The 23,018-nt window shown below is 52.8% G+C and carries 23 protein-coding genes; 8 read left to right on the forward strand and 15 right to left on the reverse strand.

Annotated elements, in window-relative coordinates; translation table 11 throughout:
• Positions 1-104: 104 nt before the first annotated feature.
• The 11 genes from AC0QHF_RS20475 to AC0QHF_RS20525 all read right to left on the reverse strand — a co-directional run bounded on the left by AC0QHF_RS20475 (position 105) and on the right by AC0QHF_RS20525 (position 11,334).
• Positions 105-578, reverse strand: a complete 474-nt coding sequence (locus AC0QHF_RS20475; protein WP_324706089.1) for a hypothetical protein — start codon at positions 576-578, stop codon at positions 105-107.
• A 19-nt stretch (positions 579-597) separates the two neighbouring features.
• Positions 598-1,098 (reverse strand): PIN domain-containing protein, encoded by a 501-nt coding sequence (locus tag AC0QHF_RS20480; RefSeq protein WP_324706090.1) that lies wholly within the window; start codon positions 1,096-1,098, stop codon positions 598-600.
• A complete protein-coding gene (locus AC0QHF_RS20485; protein ID WP_324706091.1) occupies positions 1,088-1,339 on the reverse strand; it encodes a UPF0175 family protein in 252 nt (83 codons plus the stop codon). Before AC0QHF_RS20485 ends, AC0QHF_RS20480 begins: the two co-directional genes overlap by 11 nt.
• Before the next feature lie 164 nt (positions 1,340-1,503).
• Positions 1,504-1,764: a hypothetical protein gene (locus AC0QHF_RS20490; RefSeq protein ID WP_324706092.1), complete on the reverse strand. Its 261-nt coding sequence runs from the start codon at positions 1,762-1,764 to the stop codon at positions 1,504-1,506.
• 69 nt (positions 1,765-1,833) lie between these two features.
• Entirely contained in the window at positions 1,834-2,409 is a 576-nt protein-coding gene (locus AC0QHF_RS20495; protein WP_324706093.1) for a Uma2 family endonuclease, read from the reverse strand.
• Positions 2,406-5,456, reverse strand: a complete 3,051-nt coding sequence (locus tag AC0QHF_RS20500; protein ID WP_324706094.1) for a BPTD_3080 family restriction endonuclease — start codon at positions 5,454-5,456, stop codon at positions 2,406-2,408. Before AC0QHF_RS20500 ends, AC0QHF_RS20495 begins: the two co-directional genes overlap by 4 nt.
• A gap of 437 nt (positions 5,457-5,893) precedes the next feature.
• Positions 5,894-6,364 carry a PIN domain-containing protein gene (locus tag AC0QHF_RS20505; RefSeq protein ID WP_324706095.1) on the reverse strand — a complete coding sequence of 157 codons (471 nt, stop codon included), beginning with the start codon at positions 6,362-6,364 and terminating at the stop codon, positions 5,894-5,896.
• A 19-nt stretch (positions 6,365-6,383) separates the two neighbouring features.
• The gene (locus tag AC0QHF_RS20510) at positions 6,384-6,662 is read right to left on the reverse strand and encodes a UPF0175 family protein (RefSeq protein WP_375341450.1); all 279 of its coding nucleotides are present in this window, start codon (positions 6,660-6,662) and stop codon (positions 6,384-6,386) included.
• A gap of 44 nt (positions 6,663-6,706) precedes the next feature.
• The gene (locus AC0QHF_RS20515) at positions 6,707-9,043 is read right to left on the reverse strand and encodes a heavy metal translocating P-type ATPase (RefSeq protein WP_324706096.1); all 2,337 of its coding nucleotides are present in this window, start codon (positions 9,041-9,043) and stop codon (positions 6,707-6,709) included.
• An 84-nt stretch (positions 9,044-9,127) separates the two neighbouring features.
• Positions 9,128-10,927, reverse strand: coding sequence for a mechanosensitive ion channel family protein (locus AC0QHF_RS20520; RefSeq protein WP_324706097.1), 1,800 nt, complete (start codon positions 10,925-10,927; stop codon positions 9,128-9,130).
• A gap of 59 nt (positions 10,928-10,986) precedes the next feature.
• The gene (locus tag AC0QHF_RS20525) at positions 10,987-11,334 is read right to left on the reverse strand and encodes a hypothetical protein (protein ID WP_324706098.1); all 348 of its coding nucleotides are present in this window, start codon (positions 11,332-11,334) and stop codon (positions 10,987-10,989) included.
• Positions 11,335-11,758: 424 nt separating this feature from the next.
• Between AC0QHF_RS20525 and AC0QHF_RS20530 the strand changes: the two genes are divergently transcribed.
• The gene (locus AC0QHF_RS20530) at positions 11,759-12,010 is read left to right on the forward strand and encodes a hypothetical protein (protein ID WP_324706099.1); all 252 of its coding nucleotides are present in this window, start codon (positions 11,759-11,761) and stop codon (positions 12,008-12,010) included.
• Positions 12,011-12,204: 194 nt separating this feature from the next.
• On the opposite strand, the gene AC0QHF_RS20535 is transcribed toward AC0QHF_RS20530, so the two are convergent.
• The gene (locus AC0QHF_RS20535) at positions 12,205-12,327 is read right to left on the reverse strand and encodes a hypothetical protein (protein ID WP_324706100.1); all 123 of its coding nucleotides are present in this window, start codon (positions 12,325-12,327) and stop codon (positions 12,205-12,207) included.
• A gap of 727 nt (positions 12,328-13,054) precedes the next feature.
• Here AC0QHF_RS20535 and sds point away from each other — a divergent pair.
• A complete protein-coding gene (gene sds, locus AC0QHF_RS20540) occupies positions 13,055-14,026 on the forward strand; it encodes a solanesyl diphosphate synthase (protein WP_324706101.1) in 972 nt (323 codons plus the stop codon).
• 45 nt (positions 14,027-14,071) lie between these two features.
• Here the strand turns inward: sds and AC0QHF_RS20545 are convergent, their stop codons facing one another.
• Positions 14,072-14,560 carry a hypothetical protein gene (locus AC0QHF_RS20545; protein ID WP_324706102.1) on the reverse strand — a complete coding sequence of 163 codons (489 nt, stop codon included), beginning with the start codon at positions 14,558-14,560 and terminating at the stop codon, positions 14,072-14,074.
• 266 nt (positions 14,561-14,826) lie between these two features.
• Here AC0QHF_RS20545 and hetZ point away from each other — a divergent pair, with 266 nt between their 5' ends.
• From hetZ to AC0QHF_RS20560, 3 genes are all read left to right on the forward strand, one after another.
• The gene (hetZ, locus tag AC0QHF_RS20550) at positions 14,827-15,987 is read left to right on the forward strand and encodes a heterocyst differentiation protein HetZ (RefSeq protein WP_324706103.1); all 1,161 of its coding nucleotides are present in this window, start codon (positions 14,827-14,829) and stop codon (positions 15,985-15,987) included.
• A gap of 235 nt (positions 15,988-16,222) precedes the next feature.
• Positions 16,223-16,996, forward strand: coding sequence for a hypothetical protein (locus tag AC0QHF_RS20555; protein ID WP_324706104.1), 774 nt, complete (start codon positions 16,223-16,225; stop codon positions 16,994-16,996).
• Positions 16,997-17,081: 85 nt separating this feature from the next.
• Positions 17,082-19,418: a transglutaminase TgpA family protein gene (locus tag AC0QHF_RS20560; protein ID WP_324706105.1), complete on the forward strand. Its 2,337-nt coding sequence runs from the start codon at positions 17,082-17,084 to the stop codon at positions 19,416-19,418.
• A 355-nt stretch (positions 19,419-19,773) separates the two neighbouring features.
• On the opposite strand, the gene AC0QHF_RS20565 is transcribed toward AC0QHF_RS20560, so the two are convergent.
• A complete protein-coding gene (locus AC0QHF_RS20565) occupies positions 19,774-20,178 on the reverse strand; it encodes a type II toxin-antitoxin system VapC family toxin (RefSeq protein WP_324706106.1) in 405 nt (134 codons plus the stop codon).
• Positions 20,175-20,384 (reverse strand): transcriptional regulator, encoded by a 210-nt coding sequence (locus AC0QHF_RS20570; RefSeq protein WP_324706107.1) that lies wholly within the window; start codon positions 20,382-20,384, stop codon positions 20,175-20,177. The genes AC0QHF_RS20565 and AC0QHF_RS20570 overlap by 4 nt, the downstream gene beginning before the upstream one ends.
• Before the next feature lie 179 nt (positions 20,385-20,563).
• On the opposite strand from AC0QHF_RS20570, the gene AC0QHF_RS20575 reads away from it, so the two are divergent.
• The 3 genes from AC0QHF_RS20575 to ndk all read left to right on the forward strand — a co-directional run bounded on the left by AC0QHF_RS20575 (position 20,564) and on the right by ndk (position 23,009).
• Positions 20,564-21,622 (forward strand): DUF3179 domain-containing protein, encoded by a 1,059-nt coding sequence (locus AC0QHF_RS20575; RefSeq protein WP_324706108.1) that lies wholly within the window; start codon positions 20,564-20,566, stop codon positions 21,620-21,622.
• Between the two features lie 180 nt (positions 21,623-21,802).
• Positions 21,803-22,477, forward strand: a complete 675-nt coding sequence (locus AC0QHF_RS20580) for a response regulator transcription factor (RefSeq protein ID WP_324706140.1) — start codon at positions 21,803-21,805, stop codon at positions 22,475-22,477.
• A gap of 82 nt (positions 22,478-22,559) precedes the next feature.
• Positions 22,560-23,009: a nucleoside-diphosphate kinase gene (gene ndk / locus AC0QHF_RS20585; RefSeq protein ID WP_324706109.1), complete on the forward strand. Its 450-nt coding sequence runs from the start codon at positions 22,560-22,562 to the stop codon at positions 23,007-23,009.
• Positions 23,010-23,018: the final 9 nt, after the last annotated feature.

Consider the following 23,018-nt stretch of genomic DNA (forward strand, 5'->3'; position numbering starts at 1 on the left):
ACCCGCCTTGAAATAAATTTCAGCTATCTAAGTAGGTTGGGTGGAGGCACGAAACCCAACATCAGTGTATTCAACTTAACCCGCCTTGAAATGAATTTCAAGGCTCATAGCAAAAGTCCACTTAAGTGGACTAAGATCAGAATCACCTGCAAGCTGTCGCCCAAAATCATCCGATTCGACCAATGGGCATCATGCTGATAAAAATCCGTCGCCGTCGCATCCTGTGGCAAGCCATTAAAATCCGAAAACAAATCCAACTGCAGGTCCTGCCGCGACTCCGTGCGCCGCATCAAATCATCAATCAAAACCTTCGGATGCACCTTCTCCTGGATGTAAAGCGGCGGCGCCGACACGACCAGATCTGACCAATCCTGCTCATCCTTGCCACGCCAAACCAACTGCGGGTCAAGGTCACGGTTCCGGCGCTCATAGGCGACCTGAATCGGGCTTTTTTCATCGTCGGCCATCACCGACTGATATTCCGCCGTGGGGATATTCTTGCGGGTCGCGTCATCGTGTTTGATGGATTCGACCTGCTTGGATTGGGCTGATTTTTTGGTGGATTTACGGGGAGACATAGGATTAAATAGTGAAGGTTTAAGAATTAGATGGGTTTTCGTTGGCTTGAGTTTTGAGTAATTCAATGACTTGAGGGGCAAGGTATAGACCCGCCTCTCGGATACGGTCTAAGCGATGATCGCCAATGGACGGAATTAAACCTCTTTGTTTCGCTAGGACAATTGCTCTACCTGTACCCAATGTCAGAATACCAAAACTTTTGGCACAGCGGCGAGCTGCCTGGTCGTCAATCATGGCGTAGTATCCGGGATGGGTGATCGCACAACTAATCACACTGGTTTCCCCTTTGCCCAAATCCCAAGCGGCTACAGTGGGGTTAATCTCGACAGTCTGTTGTTTGAGCCAATCGGTTTGAGGAACCCTTTGGGAAGCGCGATCGCTTTTGCCCCGAGTGACTTCTTCAACGACTGCTTCGGGTACAATGATGTCTGAGAAAAGCTGGGGTAACAAATCATCCTGATTACTGTTGAACAGAACAATCAAAGGGGAAGTATTAACAACAATCTTCTCAACAAACATCTTGCATTTCCTCCGCCAATTCCTCGGCAGAATATTGCAGTACGGAAACTTGATATCGGGCCAACGCTTGCAGGAAATCGCTGCGACTGAGTCCCGCAATTTCAGCAGCTTTCCCTTGGGAGACTTCGCCAAGTTCATACCACTTCGCAGCAGCCGCAACCCGCATTTCTTGAACAAATTCATCGGGCGCTTTGCGAAGTGCAGAAAAAATACTTTCAGGTAAGTCTATGGTGATGTTCATAATCAATATTAGGTGGTGAATTGTGAGATAGTGGGATGGATTCTAATATCAACTTTATAGCATCCTGAAGATTGATGATCGCTTCATGTTTTGTATCACCGCAAGACGAAATAAAGTTGAGTTTCGGACAAGTTGCAGAATAAGATTGGGATTCTGTGTCCCATTCAATAACGGCTCGAATCATCATGATAGGTTCCTCCAAAATTGACCATTTTCTCGACCTCAGAAAAATGGTCTAAAATTTCGTGTCCAGAAACCTCACAAGCCGTCTTTGCTTTGGAGATAACATTTACAAAACTATCCCATTTCGCATAGCCCAAAAGATGCTGTAAATCCCGTGCCAACCAAAACTCAACACCCTGTTCTGTTTCTTGAGTATGGGCCTCAAAAGTGGCAGTCAATTCATTGATGGTTTCAGATTTCATGATAATTCCTTGAATTATGTTTTATATACGAAAGTATATTATACCATAAAAAGTCAGAGAAGAGAGTTTCTAGAACGCGATCGCTTCATAGAGATCCGCCAGGGCAATTTCTACATCGAGCGATCGCAGTGTTATCGTCTGTTCCATGCCATTATACTCCGTAAATAACCACTGGTTTTCAGCCTGTTTGACATACTGTTCGAGGTGGGGTCTGTTCTGGTCAATTAGCAGATATTCTTGAAATGTTGCGATCGTCCGGTAGGCTTCAAACTTGTCGCCGCGATCGTAATGCTTCGTCGAATCTGACAGTACCTCTGCCAATAGAATCGGATTGATGACCGTATCTTTTCGTCCCGACATTAGTTCCACCGGTTCAGGTGTCACCATGACATCAGGATAAGTATACAGGTTTTTATTCGGAATCCAGAGGCGCTGATCGGTCACAAATACGGTGTAAGGTTTCCCTCTCAAAGCAAACCAGAGTAAGGCATTGAGGGCGCTGGAAAGTTTGTTATGCTTTGGGGTTCCCCCAGTCATCGGTACGATTTCTCCATCGCGATATTCACTGCGGATATCTGACTCGACTTCTAAAGCCAAATACTCTTCGGCCGTGTAGGTTTTCGATTGAGTTGCAGTTCCGGTCATGCTGTCGTTCCTCCATCGCCTCGGATTCGTTGAGCCTGAATTGCCTCATCGACCAGTTTGGCAAATTCTGATTCAATTTGGAAGACCTCCCGAAACTCTGCAAACGCCCAGCGTCCGTAAATCTTGAGATTATTTACCCCCGGAATCCAATAATTTCGCATGGTGCTGGCTTTGTCTTTGGCATCCTCGCCGCGAAAGCCCTTAATCTCCACAATCAGATTGAGCAAATCATCATCGCCGCGATCGTCGTCAATTTTGACGATAAAATCCGGGATATATTTGCGGGGGGTGGAACCGTAGAGATAGGGGACTTCAAAACCGAGATTGTGATTTTTCACATAGGCAAGAACGCGATCGTGGGACTCCATAACCCGACAACATTCCGACTCCCAATCACTATCGAGAATCACCCAATTGATATGGCAAAATCGGGGGTCTGTCTGCCACCGCGACTGCTTCGAGGTGTTGAATTGCACATGAATGGTAGACCCGACGGGGTTGTAAGCATCGAGAATCGCCTTCACCGGCTTTTCTCCGACGATCGCCTCGGTAATTCCCTTGCGAATTCGCTCACAGGCCATATCCGCGATCGCCTGATAGATCAACTGCCCCGGAACTGTATTTCCCGTGCAGCGGAGATAGTCTCGCATCCATTGACGGGTGATGCGCTTGAGCTGACCAAATAAATGCAATTTCGGTTCTTCACCCGGATCGCGATACTGGTTGAATAAAAGATGCCGAGTGAGATTAAAAATAACCGTCGCCTCCCGCATTTTCTCCAAATGTTTGATATCGAGGTTAATTCCCTCCCCGATAATCCCCTCATTGCGAGTCACCGTCGCCCCCACCAAATTGGGCGTCAGTTCCAGCAGTGAATCCTCGCCAAATTCTGCTTCTAAGCGGGTACTGGGCAACTCCACCCGGTAGCCCTCCACGCGGGGAAATGTAATCTCTAAATGGTCGCGATCGGGACTCACCGCATACACTTGAATCGTCTTCGCAGGTGGCTGGGGTTTCGCCACAACCGGCTTCGCCGTGAAATCAAACGGGATGCCCAAAACATCGGCATATTCCACATTAAAAAAGCCATTTTCATTGACTTCATAAGATTGCCGCCGCAAGGCCCGGCCGATGACCTGTTCGCAGAGTAATTGCGTCCCGAATGCCCGGACACCCAAAACATGAGTGACAGTATTGGTGTCCCAGCCTTCCGTCAGCATTGAAACCGACACCACACAGCGGATCGACTCACCCAATTTACCCGCTTTTCCCACCGTATTCATCACTTCTCGGAGTAAATCTTGGTCGGTTATTTTCTCCACCGCCGCCGCCCCATCCCGCTGACTGACCTCATACCGAAAGCGATCGATTTCATCCGCTGCCACGTCCCGAAAATTCTGATCCAGGGCATCCCCGGATTCCAATTGTTCGCTGTCAATTAACAGTGTCCGGGGGCGGGGCAAGCGATCGCCCGAATCATCAAAATTTCGGAATAATTCTAACCGTCCGGCATTGTACTGACCATCCTCGCGATGAAACCCGGAAATGTAGTCATAAACTAACTTGGAAGTCGAAGTATTGTTGCAGACCACAATGAAGACGGGCGGCACATCAATTCCTTGCCCTTGCCACAGCTTAAACGTCTGTTCATAGTGACCGTAGAGCGCATCCAAGGCCGTCAGTAGTTCGGGCGGTAAACTCAGCGGATCTAGGCTGCTTGCCTTGCCGCGCCCTTTCTTCGGCATCTTCTTGCGGATGTGTTCCCAAAGGTTGCGAAACTTCGGCATTTCCCCCCCCGGCACGTTATCCGCCACGGGTACGCGGGGGAGTTTCACGATGCCACACTCGATCGCATCCATAAGGGAAAAGTCGCTCACCGTCCAAGGAAATAACGTCCCCTCGGCGTACCCCGAACCCCGCAGAAAAAACGGCGTTGCGGAGAGATCGTAAATCGTTTGTACGCCCAATTTCCGCTTCACCATTTCGATGCCCGAAATCCAGAGACGGGCGGCTTCGTTGTTTTTCTTCGCCTCGTTTTTTTCATCTCCTTTGAAGTCTGCCACATCATCCGTGTCCGGTTTCTCGCGGTAGCAGTGGTGAGCCTCGTCATTCAACACCAAAATATTCTTCAAGCCCATCAACTCCGGCATCACCCGCTGGAGCATCTGCCCTTCGGTTTCCAGGGTGTCAAGTTCTGGCCCTCTTCCCTGTAGCAATTTTCGAGTTCCAGTGGCGATCGCCTGCCGTTCCCGCAATTTAAAAGCGTGATAATTGGTGATAACAATCTTCGCTTTTTGCAACTCCGGCAGCATATCCGTGGGGATTAATTCACGGCTGGCATAATAGCTCTCGGTATCGTTGGGCTTCAACACCCGCAGGCGATCGCGGATCGTAATTCCCGGCGTCACAATTAGAAAACCACGGGTAAACTTTTTACTCTGGGGATGACGCACCGCATTCACCGTCTGCCACGCAATCAGCATCGCCATTACCGTGGTTTTTCCCGCTCCCGTCGCCAACTTGAGGGCGATCCGAAACAGTTCCGGGTTGGCATCCTCATTGGCTGCGAAAAGCTGACTGAGAAACCCTTTCTCCTGCTTGCCACTGTTGGGGGCGACTTCCGCCAACCAAATCGCCGTTTCCACTGCCTCTAGCTGACAGAAAAACGGGCGAATTCCTTGGAAGTCGTGATGTCGCCAATGCTGCAATAATCGGGCGGTTTCCGGCGTCACCTTCCAATCCCTCGAATTGGGGAGCGATCGCCAAGCATTCACCTTTTCTCGAATACTATTTACAAATAGCGTTTGGGCGTAGGTTTGCGACTCATCGGAAATCCCCTGCACGTCGCCCAAAGCCAGGGATTGTTGCACCCCAAGATTTTGATCTCGGCGTCTCTTGGGTTTGGGGATGGGGGTCAGAAATTCTGCTCGGCGGCGCGATCGTATTTTTTTCCCCGTCGGTTGCCCATCATCATCGAGTTCCCAATGGTACTGCGGGCATTCGTAGGGAGAGTTGAGAATTGGCTGCTCGAAAAACTGACTAACCATCGGACTGACACCCCACGGTTATTTGAGCATTTTGTGGTGGTACTTTGGGCATGACTGACCCTCCCAGCAGAAAAATGAAGACTGAACCCAATATCGTCCCCGATCGCTTTTTATCATATGTCATGGGATGTATCGGATGCAATGTTTTAAATGCCGAATTTTCCGCCGGGGGGTTGGGTTGATTCGAGGGGCGATCGCTTCACCCGCCTCGAAATGAATTTCAAGGCTGACAGCAAAAGTTATCTAAGTAGGTTGGGTTGAGGCACGAAACCCAACATCAGTGTATTCAACTTAACCCGCCTTGAAATAAATTTCAGTGATCTGGTTGATATCTCTGGGTGGGGAGGAAGAAACCGGGTTTCTAGGGGAGATGGGGGTGGGGATGAGAGATGCGGGTAGAAACCCGGTTTCTAGGTGTCTGGTGGGGGGAAGAAACCTTAAAAATTTTCCCCCGCAGCCGTCAACACCTCGATATATAACCGCTCACTCACTCGAAAATTTGCCGCTTCAATCAGAGTATCGATAATCGACCGAATTTCGGACACAAATCCCCGACGTTTTGCGACCAATAAAATTCCCAAGATTCCGGTAATTGACAACCCCAAGCGAATGGCTTCTCGGCGTCCCAGCCGTTCGTCAATTAATAATTGTTCTGCATTTATTTCTAATGCCAATGCGATCGCTTCAGATTCTCCCCGATCTAAATATCGTTCGGTTTGGAGGGTTTCCACCAGTTGAGAATTACTGGGCTGAAAAATCTCAATCCAATCGAGATCTATTGCGGCGGTAATGCGCGAATCGTCTTCACTCCCTCGCCGCAGTTCGCTGGCGACTGCCGGAGGAATTAATACCCGTCCGTAAAGCTGTTGTAGTAATGAAATATAACCGGCGCCAATCCACTTAAGCAAGAAGTATCGCTGACGACAATCATAGCCAACCTTTGGCTTTCATATTCCGGATATCTTCTTGTAATTCCTCCACGTCATAATGAATGTTGATCCCGCGATCGCCCATCAATTTTTGAAACCGAACTTGGGAGATATCCAGCAATTCTGATGCCTTACCCAAGCCAATTTTATCTTGCTGAAACAACAGTAAAACCAGCTCTGTCAGCAATTCTTTTTCGGACAATCCGCTGGCTTTGACTAGCTCATCAGAAATTACCAAACTCATGGCTTGCATTGAATGGGTGGTATTTTTTACCATGTTAGCATGGTTTTCGGAAAAGAAACCCGGTTTCTAGATCTCTATTAACGTTCCCGAAACTGACGCCGCAGCAGCAGGGAATTCGTCACCACGCTGACCGAACTGAAAGCCATAAAAGCGGCCGCCACGGCCGGATTGAGGACGATGCCAAAACTCGGTAAAAGTACCCCCGCCGCCACCGGCAAACCGATGGTATTATAACCGAACGCCCAAAATAGGTTTTGGCGGATTTTATCGAAGGTTTTCCGACTCAGGCGGATGGATTCCACCACGTCCGTCAGCGAGTCCCGCATCAGGACGATATCGGCCGTTTCGATCGCCACATCCGTCCCCGTATGCAAACTGATCGCCACATCCGCCTGGGCTAAAGCGGGGGCGTCGTTGATGCCGTCTCCCACCATAGCCACCCGGCGTCCGTCCCGTTGCAGGGAAGCGATGATTTTGGCTTTATCTTCCGGCTTAACTTCAGCTTTTACCGATTCCGGCGATAGTTTCAAATCCGCCGCGATCGCATCCGCCACACCTTGGCGATCGCCCGTCAACAATACCACATTTAACCCCATGTTTTGCAGTTCCTCCACCGTCTCCAGGGCATCCGGTTTGAGAATATCGCAAATGCCGATAACCCCCGCCAACTGACCCGAAACGGCAATATAAACCGCCGTCTGTTCGGGGGGAATAGATACTGCAGATGGCACGATTATTTCCTGACGCTGCAACCCTTCAGAATTGCCGATCCAAACCCGTCGCCCCGCCACGGTCGCCGCAACGCCGATGCCCGGTTCGGTGGCAAATTCATCGGCTGCGAGAAAGGGGAGATTTCGCCGTTGAGATAGGGTACAAATTGCCGTGGCGATGGGGTGGTGCGTACCCCGTTCCACCGATGCCGCCAACTGCAACAATTCTGCTTCATTGAAATCTTCAGATAAACTGACGCACTCCATCACCGCCGGAGATCCGGTCGTCAGGGTTCCGGTTTTGTCGAAAACCACCGTATCGAGTTCGTGGACCCGTTCCAGGATATCCCCACCTTTGATTAATAAACCCCGTTCGGCGCCGATACCCGAACCGACCAAAATCGCCGTGGGGGTGGCGAGTCCCAACGCGCAGGGACAGGCGATGACCAAAACCGCGATCGCCAATTTCAGACTCAGCAACAGCGGCGCCCCCCCTAGAACCCCCCCCGAAGCCGTCACCTGCGGCCAAATTTGAGTCCCGACAAAATACCAAAACAGGAACGTCACCGCCGCCAAACTCATCACCCCGTAGGTGAAATATCCTGCTACAATATCCGCCAACTTTTGGATCGGTGCCTTCCGGGTTTGGGCGTTTTCCACCCAACTGATAATTTGGGCGACGGTGGTTTCTTCCCCCGTGCGGGTGGCCCGGATCACGATCGCCCCCGACTGATTCAAAGTCCCGGCGGCGACCTCATCCCCGACTCGTTTGGTGGCGGGGAGGGATTCCCCCGTCAACATGGACTCGTCCACGTCCGTCGTCCCCAGGCAAACCGTGCCATCGACGGGTATTTTTTCCCCGGGGAACACCTGCAACCATTCCCCCACCCGCACCTGTTCGGCCGGAATTTCCACCCCGTCAGCGGCGCTGTAAGCCCCGTCAGGCTGCGGTTCAGGGACTAAACGGGCGATCGTCGGTTGCAGGGCGAGGAGGGCTTGAAAGGCCGTAGAAGCGCGGCTGCGGGCCTGTTGTTCCAGGGTTTTTCCCAGCAGGATAAATCCCAGCAGCATCACGGGTTCGTCAAAAAAGCACTGCCACCCGAGGCGGGGGAACAGCAGGGCCACGCAACTGGCAGTGTAGGCGCTGAGGGTCCCGAGTCCCACCAGGGTATTCATGTTGGGGGCATTTCGCAGTAGCGATCGCACCCCGTCGAAAATCAGCGATCGCCCCGGGAACAGCAGGGCCAGGGTCGCGAGTCCCCAGTGGAACCAGATATTGCTGAGGACGGGAAGGTGTCCCCACCCCATCTGGTGAAAGTGGCCGATGCCGGACAGGAGGATCAGCACGCCGCACCCCGCCAGGCGCCCGATCTGGTCCGTCATTTCCTTTTGGTGGCGTTGATTGAGGGATTCTTGGCGATCGCCCATTTTCTGCGATCGCGGTTGGCTGGGAAATCCCGTTTCCGTCAAAAGATTCGCCAGGGTTCCGGCGTTCACCCTCCCGGCGTGACATTCCACCGTCGCCACCTCCGTGGCTAGATTCACCCGGGAGGCGATCACCCCCTCCTGCTGGTTGAGTTGGCGTTCGACAGCCATCACGCAACCGGCACATTTCATCCCCCCGACATCCAAAATCAGGGTTTGGGTGGGGGGGGGAGGCGGGGTCAACTCCGGATTGGACGGGGTTTTGGGAGCCAGTTGCATGGGGGTGATACCTTTGTGCGATCGTCTTCTCTTGATAGAGGGTAAACGAATCTCTCGATTTGTGTCCCGGATGTGCAAATTATCTTAATGCGACGCGGAGAATTCCTCGCCTTTGTGGCCGTTGCCGTCGAGCAAGTGGTGGTAACTTTGGTGCCAGATCGTCTGCTGGGGAATCCCGATCCGAATCCCCTCGCGATCGAAGGCTTCCTTCACCCGACAGCGAAATTCCCGGCCGACTTCCCACTGTTTGAGGGGTTTTGTCGTGATCCAAACCCGCACCAGCATTCCGGCGTGACTCACCGCATCGACTCCCAACACTTGGGGGGATTCCAAAATGAGATGGTGCCACGGGGGTTCCCGAAACATTTTTTCGCCCACATCCTTGATGATCTGCATGGCTTTTCGGATGTCCGAATCGTAGGCGACTTCGATAGTGAAGTTGACCCGCGACCAGTTTTTGGTCAAATTTTCGACGACGGAAATGCTGCCGTTGGGAATGGTGATCAAATTCCCGTCGGGGCTGCGAATTTGGGTGATGTAGAGGTTAATATATTCGACCAAACCGACTTTGTCGGCGACGCCGATCACGTCCCCGACGGCGTACTGATCGCTCCACAAAATCAGACAGCCACTCAAGACATCTTTGATGGCACTTTGGAAGACGTAGGTCAGGGCAAAACCGATGACACCGACGCCGGTTAAAATTTCGGTAAGGGGGGTGTTGAAAATGGAACTGAGCAGGGTGTTGAGGGTGAGGATAAACCCGATCAAGTAGCTGATGAAGGATGCGAGTCCTTTCAGAGCATCCGTGTAGGTGGTCTGCCGGGACAGAAAACGTTGCCGGGAATTTGGATACTTTAAAGTTGACTGTTCGACCCAATCCTGCAGGTAATATTCGATCGCGAAGTGGCTGATTTTGATGGCGGCCACGACGATCAGATAGTAGACCAAAAGGGCGAGGGGGACTTCCCCGAGGGCGACGCCGATCGCCCGGGTTTCGGGGTAATAATACAGCAAATAGGCGAATCCGCCCAGCCAGATAAAAATTTGCCCCCACTGGGCGACCTGTCGCAAAAATTGGACGATTTGTTTCTGTTGGGCCGGCAGGATGCGGGGCAGTCGGTTCCACAGGTGAGAAAAGCCCCATTCCGAACTCGATTCCGGCGGCGGTTCGGCCGGAGGTTCGGCGGTGTCGGAGTCGGAAAACAGGCGGGATTGGACGAGTTCCGCTTCCCGGCGGATCAGTTTTTGAGCCCGCAGCAGCAGCCAGCTACTGCCCGCCATCAACATTAAAAATAGCAGGGTGAACGGAAGTTTTCGATTCCAGAAATATTCCTGAAACGTCTGACGTTCGGCGATCGATCGCCGCAATTGTTCTCGGATAATATCTCGCCACTCTTTGGCGAGGGCTTTTTTCGGTTTTCCGTGGTAGAGGGAGTCGAACTGGGTGACGGTGACGATGACTTGATCTTGGAGTTGGGGTTGTTCGGGGGCGTAAACAACGGTTTCGTTGTTGCGGGTTCCCACTTGAATTTGTAGGGTTTCCGGGTCGTCAACCGAAGCGACGATGGACATCAAAATGGTCTCGATATATTCGACCCGCCGTTTGACGGCGAAACTCTGGGATTGGTCGGCTTCGATTGTGGGGGATGCGGCGATCTCGAATAAGTCGCGATTGTCGAGGGTGACTGTGGCACAAAATAAGTTGCCGCAGGGTTTTGCTTTGATGCGAGTCTGGGTGACTCGGTTGAAATCGTCGAGTTGGGGAAGGGGCCCGATTTGGGCGATCGCGGGAACCGCCCAACCCGCCACAATTCCCGCTGCGATCACCCCGATCGCAAACCATTGAATGACCCGATAAAAGCGCTTGATTTTTCCCTTCATACGCAACCAATTTGACATGAACAGCGTCCGGACCCGAGCTGTGACATTATTACACAATGTTAAGGGAATGATTGCATTTTGAAAATCGGATCGATTTTGTCAATGGCGGGGGCGGCGATCGCATCCCCCTTTGGGAAGAAATAGAGGACATCGACAGAAAAAATATCCCCTCCCATCTGCCGGCCCCCACGCCGGCAAAATCGGGGTGGGGTGCGAAAGATTTGCAGGTCTTGAACGGTGGCACCTTGAACTCCCCGCTGCAAAAAGGGCCTGCCATACTGTTCCTCGTCGAAAATGCCGTCGGGCATGATTTGAGCCCGGGCGGGGGCAATTCCGACTCGGAACATCATCCCGAATAACAGCGATAGAACCCCGGCGGGAATCACGATGAATTGAAAGCGTCTCATGTCAAATCCTCGACTTAAATTTTTGTAAACTCCCCTTCAACATATCGATAATTTGAGATTCGTCCATCAATCAAGAGTCTGAATCGGGTCTCTTCCAGGAGTTCCATACTCCGCCGAAATGGCTTCGCCGCCACCCGTAAAAGCCTCCCAAATACCGGGAAAATACCCGCATCCCTCCAAAGTTTATGAAATAGACCGGTCTGCTGCCAGCTCCAAATTGCAGGATCGAAATAGCCCGTCCTCCCGGCAAACGGAGCGAATTTTTTGCAAATTAACTATCCTATCACAGATCCGCCCGCGAAAAACCGAAATGGGGCGATCGCGGAATTCGATGGAGAATGATCGCACAAATGTAGTTTAGATAACAGGTGATTTGGGAATTTTGATTGAAAATCGAACTACCGTTCCTGCGGAGATTTTTCTCATGAAGACCAAAACTCTCGCGCCATCTACCTGTCGCCACTGCCGCAACTACAAATCGGAGGGGCGGCGGGGCGGTATTTGTCAGTTGTTCCGCGCCCCGGTCCGCAGTCATTGGAAATCCTGCTCCCTCGCCAGCTTGCCGTTTGTTTACCAGTGGGAACCTTTGGACGGAGCGATGCCGGAATCTCCGGTTCCCGCTGATCGTCCGAACCGGCGGTCGTCCCCCCCCCAACCCCATTCTCAAAATTTTTAAGCAATTTTACTGATCGCACCGCCCTGTCCGAATCAAAATCACCTTCAAATCAAACATTTAAATCCGTCTTCCATACCCTCCCCCGGCGACGCGATCGCACCCCCCAAGAGCGGTCTAAAAATAAAAATGCCCCTCCAATCTGGAGCGGCATTTTCCCCGGCGGGGCGATCGCCGGGTGCGATGGCAACAATCAATCAAGAACGAAACCGGGACAGCCGCGTTGCGGTGCGTTTCGCCAACATCAACAGTAAATAAACCGTAAACACATACCCGCCAGCCAGCAGGGGAATCATTAATGGCAGTTCGTGATAAGTCATAGGTGCAGCAAATATGCGAACAGAGGAGCACAGATGGGAGTTTAACAGTTGCTACAGGGGTGGGGGGCAACTGGGGAGAGGCAGGGTTCGACCGCGATCGCATTCCGATTTCCGGCGAGAATTTCGGTGGAGATTTGCAACTCCTGACCGCTTTCCCACAGACTGATTTGGGGTCGAAAAACTGCTATGGCAAGATCCGAGACCGCCCGCGGCAGCCCCGTCCCGAACCCATCAGTCTTCAACCAACTGACCCACCTTGGACACCGACCGGTGCCCACTTGGGAACTTCACTAAAAGTGCTTTTGGCTATCCCCTTGCCCGTGGATAACCCGTGCAACGACGGACAGTCAAAACTTGACCGTCACACCACTGTTGCCCTTGATGTGTAGAATTATTTAAACTCTTACTCATTAAAGTAGCACAAATTTCACAATTTGTAGCGAATGAAGTGAAAAAAATTTAACATTTGGATGGATTGTGCGGGAGCCTCCGGAACCGGGGTTGACGGACCCGGGGGGATGCCGTCCGGACTCTCGCCCCCACGGACGGATCTCCCCACCTGTCGGTATCACCGCGATCGCGCCCCGTGCCCGCCGTTCCGGCATCCGCCGGCCCGCCCCGCGACTCCGGCACCGGGGTCGAACTTTTCTCCGGTTGGAGCCTTAGCTTAAAATACAACTATAATATGTAAAATTTTGTTAATCACCCAGCCTGAGTTGGCAAACCCATGACCTCTCGCACACTCTTGTTTTCTCCCGTCGAAGCGGACCTGCAACTGTTAACGGACAACCTCAAACAACTCGTCGGCGCCCGACATCCGATCCTGTACGCGGCAGCGGAACACCTATTCAGCGTGCAGGGGAAACGGGTGCGGCCGGCGATCGTGCTGCTGATTTCCCGGGCGACGATGCCGAACCAGGAGATCATCCCCAAGCACCGCCGTCTGGCGGAAATCACGGAAATGATCCACACGGCCAGCCTGGTGCACGATGACGTGGTGGACGAGTCGGAAGTCCGCCGGGGCGTGCCGACGGTACACAGCCTCTTCAACAACCGGGTCGCCGTCCTCGCCGGGGACTTCCTGTTCGCCCAATCTTCCTGGTATTTGGCGAACCTCGACAACCTGACGGTCGTCAAACTCCTGTCTCAGGTGATCATGGATCTGGCGGAGGGAGAAATTCAGCAGGGGCTCAACCGCTTCGACGCCGGCCTGTCCATCGAAGCCTACCTGGAAAAAAGTTACTACAAAACCGCATCCCTGATCGCCAACAGTTCCAAATCGGCGGGGTTGCTCAGTGGGGTGTCCGACGAGCTGGCCGAACACCTGTACCGCTACGGCCGCAACCTGGGGTTGGCGTTTCAAATCGTGGACGACATTTTGGACTTTACGGGTTCCACCGAAATCCTGGGGAAACCCGCCGGTTCCGACCTCAAAAGTGGAAACCTGACGGCGCCGACGTTGTTCGCCCTGAAAGAGCGGCCGTTTTTGGAAACCCTGATCGAGCGGGAATTCGCCCAGGATGGCGACTTCGAGCAGGCGATCGCGTTGATTCACGAGAGTTCCGGAATTCAGAAATCCCGGGAACTGGCCCTGCATCACGCCCAGCAGGCGGTGGAACACATCAGCCACCTGCCCCCCTCCGAGTCCCGCCAAGCCCTGATCGACCTGTCGGACTACGTGGTGAGTCGGCTGTACTGAGGGCTCGGTCCTGCCCGCGCGCCCCGAGGGATTCTCCGCAGACCTTCAGGCGATGTCTGGGGGGACGGGCCGGGTTTTGGGTTGGCGGCGGGATTGGTAGTGTCGCAGGTAAACTTGGATGGTCTCCTGCACGTCCCGGCGCTTGAGTTCGGTGCCCGCTTCCAGATGGCCGGGTCGGTCGAAGAAGATGAAACTCTCGAAGGACGGGATGGCGATCGCCTGAAATAAAATGTGGGTGACGGGGACGGGCGTCGCCACGATACCGGCCGAGAGGGGGGCGGTAGATTTCAGGGAGGCGTCAGACCGGGCACAAAAGGCGTAGATGACCCGCTTTTCCAGGTCGGGGTCGTCCACATTCCCCAGGGTCGTCATCACCCAATCGCCATCGAGGGTTTGCAGAATGAAATACTCCGGATGGGTCAACTCCTGCGCCAAAAGTTTCAGGCCCGGGGCGATCGCCGCGATCGCCCCGGGGGTGCTGCCATCCTGGGGGGCGTTGTCAATTAAAGTTTGAATTTGTCGGTCTAAATCCATCGTTCAAATTGGAAATATAATTGCAATTCTTAGTTGTACGGCAACAGACAGAACGGTTGGGACATTGCCACTGTCGAAAGGGAATGAATTTTCCCCACGCCCGCACACCCTACACCCTATACCCTATACCCTACACCCTACACCCTACACCCTACACCCTACACCCTACACCCCACACCCGATCTTTGGGATTCCCCAAACTCTCCGGACATTCGAGGCCCGTCCTGGAAAGAATGGGTTAGGGTCATTGTTAGTAAATTATCATCATGGGGGAAATCTGCCAGAGCCATCCAATTTTTCAACGGCTGTCCGGTGAGCTCAAACAAGCCACCAAGGCATCTGAGCAGAACTGCCGGGATGTCGCTTGGCGTCTGACAGACGAAGCGATTCGCATCTGTACGGAGAGCAAGCGCATCCAGGCCTCGGGGGAAGTGGAGACGTGGGCGATGACGTTGGCACAACATCGCCTGCAACAATGTCTCCGCTACTACAAACTGGGGTCGAAGCAGGCGCCGTTGGAACTCCACAGCACGTTGAGTGCTATCGTTTATCGATATATCACACCTCCCCAAGTTCAATCCAGCTATCATGCGAGGTTGGAACTGATCCGGGACTTTTTACAAGGGTTTTACGTCGAAACCCTGAACGCCTTCCGCAAAGAAGCCCAAATGCCATCGGACTACCGTCCCCAGACGTTGCTCGAATTGGCGGAATACCTGGCCTTTTCGGAACGGTACGGAAAACGTCGCATTCCCCTCGCCCGGGGCCGCAGCCAACAGTTGATCGTTCTGCGATCGCAGACCTTTTCTCAGCAGCAGCCCCGAGAATCCTTGGTCGATCTCGATAAAGCGGCCGAGGGGGTTTCGTCGGATTCCGACCAAACTTGGGACGACTCCTCGTTGCAGCAAGTGCGAGCTGCGATGGTGGCTGAGTCGAACGAACCCGAACTCGACTCCCTGCGACAAACCGTCGTGGAAGAGTTGATGCAGTATCTCGAAGAACACAATCAACAAGACTGTGCCAACTATTTCACTTTGCGACTCCAAGATCTGCCCACTCGGGAGATCGAGGCGATTTTGGGGTTGACTCCCCGCCAGCGGGATTACCTGCAGCAGCGGTTCAAATATCACCTGCTGCGATTCGCCCTCGGCCACCGCTGGGAACTGGTGCATCAGTGGTTGGAAGCGGATCTCGATCGCAACTTGGGCCTGCTCCCCGAACAGTGGGAGAATTTCCAAACGCAACTCGGTGAAGGGCAACAACATTTGCTAAGGTTGAAGCAACAAGGGTTGTCCGATGGTGCGATCGCCCAGAAGTTGGGTTGCAAGGTGACTCAAGTTCAGAAACGGTGGTTTAAAGTGTTGGAGTTAGCCTGGGATATTAGAAATCGTTCAGTATCCGGAGCCGGTGCATCTAGCGATGAATAACGAAACAAATCCAGATCGTCAAGCCTTCGAGTGTCACTTTTTCGATGGGCTGATCCCACAGTCCATCGACCAGGGGTCCGACCCGGCCGGGGAAACGACCGACCCGGCCCGTCGAGCGCCAGAAAATTCCAGGGTTGAAGAGATCGGGTGGGAAGAACTCGACCCGCTCGACTCTGAAGAGATTGACGTTTTCTACCCCGAAGGTCAACCACTCACACTGGGAGAGATACCAACCGTGAAAGACAGATTTGAAAGCCTGTTAAAAGACAGGTTGAAACTTGAGATCCAACACAGACCGCCGTTGTTTCCTTGGGAAACGCAATGGGCGACGGACGCTACCTATCCTGACGTTCTCAATGCTGCGGAAGTTCCCAACCCGAGTTGGTGGATTGCCCAGCGGGAACATTTCAAATGGTCCACGTTCCTGCCCGAAACCACTTTCGCCCAACTGCTCGCCCCCTGTCAAAAAGCCTTGCACTCCACCTTGCCAGACGGTGCAAAATTGGTGCGGGCGGTTCGTTCTTTTTTTCCGGAAGAAGATTCCCACGCCCTCAACGAATGGGCGGGTCGCATCATGTTGGGAGACGTGCGCGACCCGGACTTGAACAAATTGCAACTTCCGGATTACTCCCAGGCCAGCGACAAGCAAAAAATGGTGTTGCTGCTGCTGGCGGCCCGGGAAATTATCGACACCCTGACGCTGACTTGTTTTTGCGATCGCGCCCCCGTCAAGCAAAACTGGCGGACGAGTTTGGGGGTGTTGAGTCTGGAAGTGGAATATTTGAGCCAGGATTACGGCAATTGCCTGCGGATTTTGGCACAATTGCCGGCGGGCGGATGCCTACAGTTCAAGGGACAGGATAATGAAACCACGGCCCGACGGACGGACGCGGGATATTTGAAAATGGAATTGGTCGATCCCCAACCCAACAAACTGTACCGTCTCAACGTGCTGTTCCACGACTCCGAACAGAATCCCCTCTGCTTCGCGATTTTGCCCCACGCTTGAATGTGAAGCGCCCCGGGGTGTAGCTGCTTTCCGTCAGATGGGTTAGAGTATTTTCTAGCTCCACTCGACGAACTTCCAGACACCCATGACGGCGGAACTCCCATTTTTTGGCCAATTGTGGCGGCGGATCGAAGCGACCCCCCCACCCGAACCCGAAGACTCGATCGCGTTGCGGGTGACGGTGCAACTGTTGGTCATCGTGGGGATTATCGCCACGGATGTCGCCGTCGAAGAGGCGTTAAATCTCTGGGCGATACCCGTGAGCGTGGTGGGTGCGACTTGGAGTTGGTTTCGCCGCCGCCATCGTAATGTGCCGGTCAAATTTTGTATCGCGATCGGAATGTTGGTCGCCCTGGCCGCATTTTTCAATCGCCTGGTGGGCGAACTCAACGATACGCGGGTCGTTTTGGCCCAGCTTTTGATCCACCTGCAAGTCCTGCACAGTTTTGACCTCCCTCGACGCAAGGATCTCGGCTATTCGATGGTGATCGGACTGATTTTATTGGGCGTGGCGGGAACCCTCAGCCAAACCCTCACGTTCGGGCCGGTGATTTTGGCGTTTTTGGCGATCGCACTCCCGACCTTGATCCTCGATTATCGTTCCCGACTCGGACTGTCGGAATTCCCCTCAAAATCCGGCGATCGCGACCCCAAAATTCGACGATTTTCTAATTTAAATTTCAAGTTTTTAACCGTCAGCTTTTTGGCGATCGTCGCCCTCGGACTCGTCATTTTCGCCCTCCTGCCCAGATTTCCGGGCTACCAACTCCGCAGTTTCCCGGTCAGCGCCCCCATCGATATGCCGCCGGGGGAATTCGACGGCCGACAAATTTTAAATCCGGGCTACGTCTCCGACGGCGAGGGCGACGGAGAAGGGGGCGAGGGCGGACAAAATCGCGAGTCCGGGGCGGGAACGTTGGACGAGATCCAATATTATGGTTTCAATACCACCATCAATCAAAATTTGCGGGGGAATTTGAAGCCGGAAGTGGTGTTGAGGGTGCGATCGCAGGCGCGGGGATTTTTCCAGGTCGTCGCCTTTGACGAATACACGGGTCAGGGTTGGGAAATTTCCCGCAACGACCAAACCTTGACTCGAAAGCGGCCCTGGTGGTCCTATCGCTTCGAGTTATTTCCGAAACCGACAAAAGCCAAGACCGAGGAAATCATCCAAAGTTACACGGTGATTTCCCAACTTCCCAACCTGCTTCCCTCCCTGCGACAGCCCACGGAACTGTATTTCCCCACTGAAGAAATCGCGATCGATCCGGAGGGAACATTGCGATCGCCCCTGGTCTTGCGGGAGGGCCTCACCTACACCGTCATTTCCACAGTTCCCTACCGGAACCGCACCCAATTGGGGGAAGCCGGAACCGACTATCCAGACACAATTCGCAAATACTACCTGCAAGTCCCCGAACAGATTCGCGAAAAAGTCCGCCAAAAAACGGAGGAAATTCTCGCCAGCCGACAGCAGGTCGCCCAGGACAAGAAACCCCTCGATTCTCCCTACGAAAAAGCGCTTTATTTGGCACAATATCTCAAACAAAACCCCAATTACAAATTGCAAGAAGAACCGCCCTTTTTGAACGAAGATGAAGACCTAGTATCGGCCTTTTTATTCGGATATGAAAATAGCCCGGAGGGTCAAACGATAACCGGCGGCTACCCCGACCACTTTTCCACCGTCTTGACGATCATGTTGCGTTCCATCGGCATTCCGGCGCGGCTGTCGGCGGGGTTCGGACCGGGTGATTTTAACCCGTTTACGGGATTGTACGTCATCCGCAATACGGACGCCTACGCCCTGACGGAAGTGTACTTCCCCGAATACGGCTGGTTCGCGTTTAATCCCATCCCCGGTATGGATTTGATTCCCCCTTCCATCGAAGAGAATCAAACCTTCAGTGCCCTGCGGTCGTTTTGGAACTGGGTGGCGGGGTGGCTGCCCTCTCCGGTGACGAATATTTTACAGACGGTATTCGGGGCGATATTGGGATTTTTGGCGGGGATCATCCGCTGGTTTTTGCGGTCATTTTCGAGGGGTTGGATCGGCATTTTTACGGCCGCGATCGCCCTTTCGGTGGCGGGATTGTTGGGGTGGCTGCTGTGGGACGGATGGCACAATTGGCGCGATCGCCGTCGGTTGGCGAAGTTGCCGCCGCCGGAACGATTGTATCAGAAATTGTTGCGATTGTTGGGCGATCGCGGCTATCCCAAACATCCCGCCCAGACGCCGGAAGAATACGCCAATGCGATCGCCCCCCACTGTTCGATTGACGAGGCGGAAGTGATCGAAGAGGTTTGTCAATCTTACGTCCGTTGGCGGTACGGACAGAAACCTGTGAATTTGGAGCAATTGCAGCAACTCGTCAAAAATTTGGAGCGACAGAGAAAACGGATTCGATTGAGAAAAAAATAGTCATTCGTTTGTAGTTGGGGCTGAAGCCGCGATACGTTTTTTAAGCGTCAAATCAGCCTCACGATCGCGTTTTTATTCGATATCGTCGTATAGGGTTGGGCGGTTGTCTGAACCCTCTGAAATTCAGGGAGAACGGGCGATCGCGGCCTACACCCGCGCCGTGGCTTTGGATTTGCTGCACTAGCGACAGTTGGCGTTTTCTCAGTTCAAACAGATGATTGGGGAATTTCTAGTCCGCTTTTTCATGGGGAGAAGAAACCGGGTTTCTAGGGGAGATTTCGGTGGGGATGAGAGATGCGGGTAGAAACCCGGTTTCTAGGCATCTGGGTGGGGGGAAGAATCCATACCGATTAACTTAGGGACTGATCAGGATCAGTTCAGGGAAATAGGTTTGGTAACGGGTGGCATCACGACTCAGCAGGGTGTAACCACAGACGATCGCATGAGCGCCAATATAGAAATCCGGTAAAGGCGATCGCCTCACTCCACCCCTTCGACGATATTTTAAAAATGCTTGACCCGCCAAAAATGCCGCCTCATAAGGTAATGCGTCCCTCTGAAAAAAGCCAGAAGATAATACAGATTCGACTTCCGTTACATCTTGAAAACCGATGGATACTTCTGCATAAATAATTGGGTTGATATGCAATGTTCCGGTTTCAGCACAATCGGCCAGTTGCGTCGCCGACCAGTCAAACCAATGGGGATCTTCCGTCAACACATCCAGAATCACATTGCTATCCACCAGAAAATTGGTCATTCTTCGCCCCGCGTTAAATTGAGGATATCATCAGTGCTCATATCCCCCGTAGCTTTTCCCCGCAGACTGGCGATCAAGTTTGCTCCTTTGGGCGAGTGGTTTTGATACCGCCAAGCCAAAAAGTCTAAGAAGATTTTTGCTTCTTCGAGGGCTGGTTGGGGTAGGTTGCGAAGGATGGCAAGTATTTCGGTTTCGGTGGTTGGCATGGCGCACAAGTCTCGGGATAGCATCCCCATTTTACCTCATTTCCCATCGGAGAAACTGGGTTTCCTTTCCCCCACCCAACTCTCAAAAGTTATCTGGGGTTAATTTCAGTCAGTTCTCAGCTTCCATTCATATCCGAAGGATACAGATCGATCGCAACCTAAAATCGGAGCCATGACCGATGAAAACCCCGATCAACTCAATCCTGGGAACCCTGACTTTAATTGGATTGTCGATCGCGATCGCCATTTTAAAAGCCGGAGGGTGGGATAATTTAAAACTGAATCATTTTCACCTCACCCAACATTTCGGCGACCAAACGCGGGAACTCGCCGACATCCGATCGCAAAATATCGATATTCAAAATAACAGTCGCATTGACCTGGACGAACTCCTCAACGGCGGCCCTCCCAAAGACGGAATTCCCAGCATCGACAACCCCAAATTTGACACCGCCGCCACCACGCCTTTCGACCCGGAACAAGCGACAATCGGAGTGGTCGTCAACGGGGAAGCCAAGGCCTATCCGGTGGGGATTTTAAACTGGCATGAAATCGTCAACGATCGCATCGGGGGAGTCAACGTCGCCATTTCTTACTGCCCCTTATGTGATACAATTGTCGCATTCGATCGCGGCGACACCACCTTCGGCGTTTCTGGTAAACTCTATCAAAGCTGTCTGGTGATGTACGATCGCGCCGATGATACCCTGTACGCGCAACCGTGGGGATTGGGAATTGTCGGAGCCAACGTCAACCGCTCCCTCGACCGCATTCGGGCCGTCAAAACCACCTTGGGAGCTTGGCTGGAAAAATATCCTGACAGCCGCATCCTCTCGGCCGAAACGGGTTACAATCGTGACTATCAGCGCTATCCCTACGGGAGCTATTCGCGCGATCGCAATCTGATTTTCCCCGTCCGCCACCAAGACCAGCTCGACCTCCACCCCAAAGCTGCCATCAGCTATATTTGGAAAAACGACGGCGACACCCCCCACAACCAATTTTCAGGTGAAAGCGTCCAATTTGTCCATTCGGAAATTCAGAAACTCGGCGAACGGACGGTTCGCTTCGGCGGCGAAGAAGTTACCGCCATTTGGGATGAACAACTTCAAACCGTCATCGTCCAAGATGCCGGCGGGACGACCATTCCCAGTTCCCATGCTTTCGCCTTCGTCTATCCCGCCTTTATGGAAACTCCGGCGACGACTGGGGAAACGGAGTCTATCCGGCGACAGTAGACTGGGGGGGCGATCGTAGAATAGAATTGTAAATTGCGCGAGTTGACCTCATTTTTGGCGCTTCGCGCTTTCTTGCCGGCGATCGCGAATCGGAGTCCCGACAATTCAGAACTCCAATTAAACGTCCGAAATCGCTTTTCCTGTTGACTTCTTGCCTTTTGACTTTTGCCTCCCAAAATGATGGCTTCCAAAATTTTAATCGTAGAAGACGACGCGACTCTGGCTCAATTTCTCAAACAAGAATTGAGCTACGAAGGATATGATGTCAATGTCGAACAAGATGGAATGGCGGGAATGATGGCAATTCGGGAGAGCCATCCGGATTTGGTCATTCTCGACTGGATGCTTCCCCGCCTTTCCGGCATCGAAATTTGTCGCCGTCTGCGGGATAGTTATAACCGGATTCCGATCATTTTATTGACGGCAAAAGATGAGGTGAGCGATCGCGTTTCGGGATTGGATGCGGGGGCCGACGATTATATTATCAAACCCTTCAGTTTGGAGGAATTTTTGGCGCGGGTGCGGGCGAATATCCGGCGCACCCAAGAACCCGACCCGGATGTTTTGAAATTCGACGATTTGAGCCTCAACCGTTCCACCCGGGAAGTGTTTCGGGGAAATCGGGCGATCGAATTGACGGCGAAAGAATTCGACTTGCTCGAATATTTGATGCGCCACCCCCGGCAAGTCCTCACCCGCGACCAGATTTTGGAGAAGGTGTGGGGTTACGATTTTATGGGGGATTCTAATATTATCGAAGTTTATGTCCGTTATCTGCGCCTGAAGTTGGAAGCCGAAAATGAGTCGCGCCTGATTCAAACAGTCAGAAGTGTGGGTTATGTGATTCGGGAATAATTCGGGAAATGGTCTGTAGGGATTGTCTCAAAATAGGTTAATCTGATTCTTGTAGACGTTTGCGAACGCACAGGAGATAGGTTTGGAACGGACATTTATCGCCATCAAGCCGGATGGCGTCCAACGGGGACTCGTCGGCGAAATCATCAAACGCTTTGAAGCGAAAGGCTTTACCCTCGTCGGGCTCAAACTCGTACAAGTCACCCGCGAGCTCGCCGAAGCGCACTACGACGTTCACAAAGAACGCCCATTTTTCAACGGTCTGGTGGATTTCATCATCTCCAGCCCCCTGGTGGCGATGGTTTGGGAAGGCGAAGGGGTGATTGCTTCGGCTCGGAAACTCATCGGCGCCACCAACCCCCTCACCGCCGAACCGGGGACGATTCGGGGAGATTTCGGAGTCAGCGTTGGCCGCAACTTGATTCACGGTTCCGACGCTCCGGAAACGGCCCAAAAAGAGATCGCCCTCTGGTTTACCGATGAAGAATTGGTGAGTTGGGAAGCGAGTCTCAAGTCTTGGCTGGTGGAATAATTTCCAGTT

The sequence above is a fragment of the Lyngbya sp. CCY1209 genome (assembly GCF_055795065.1).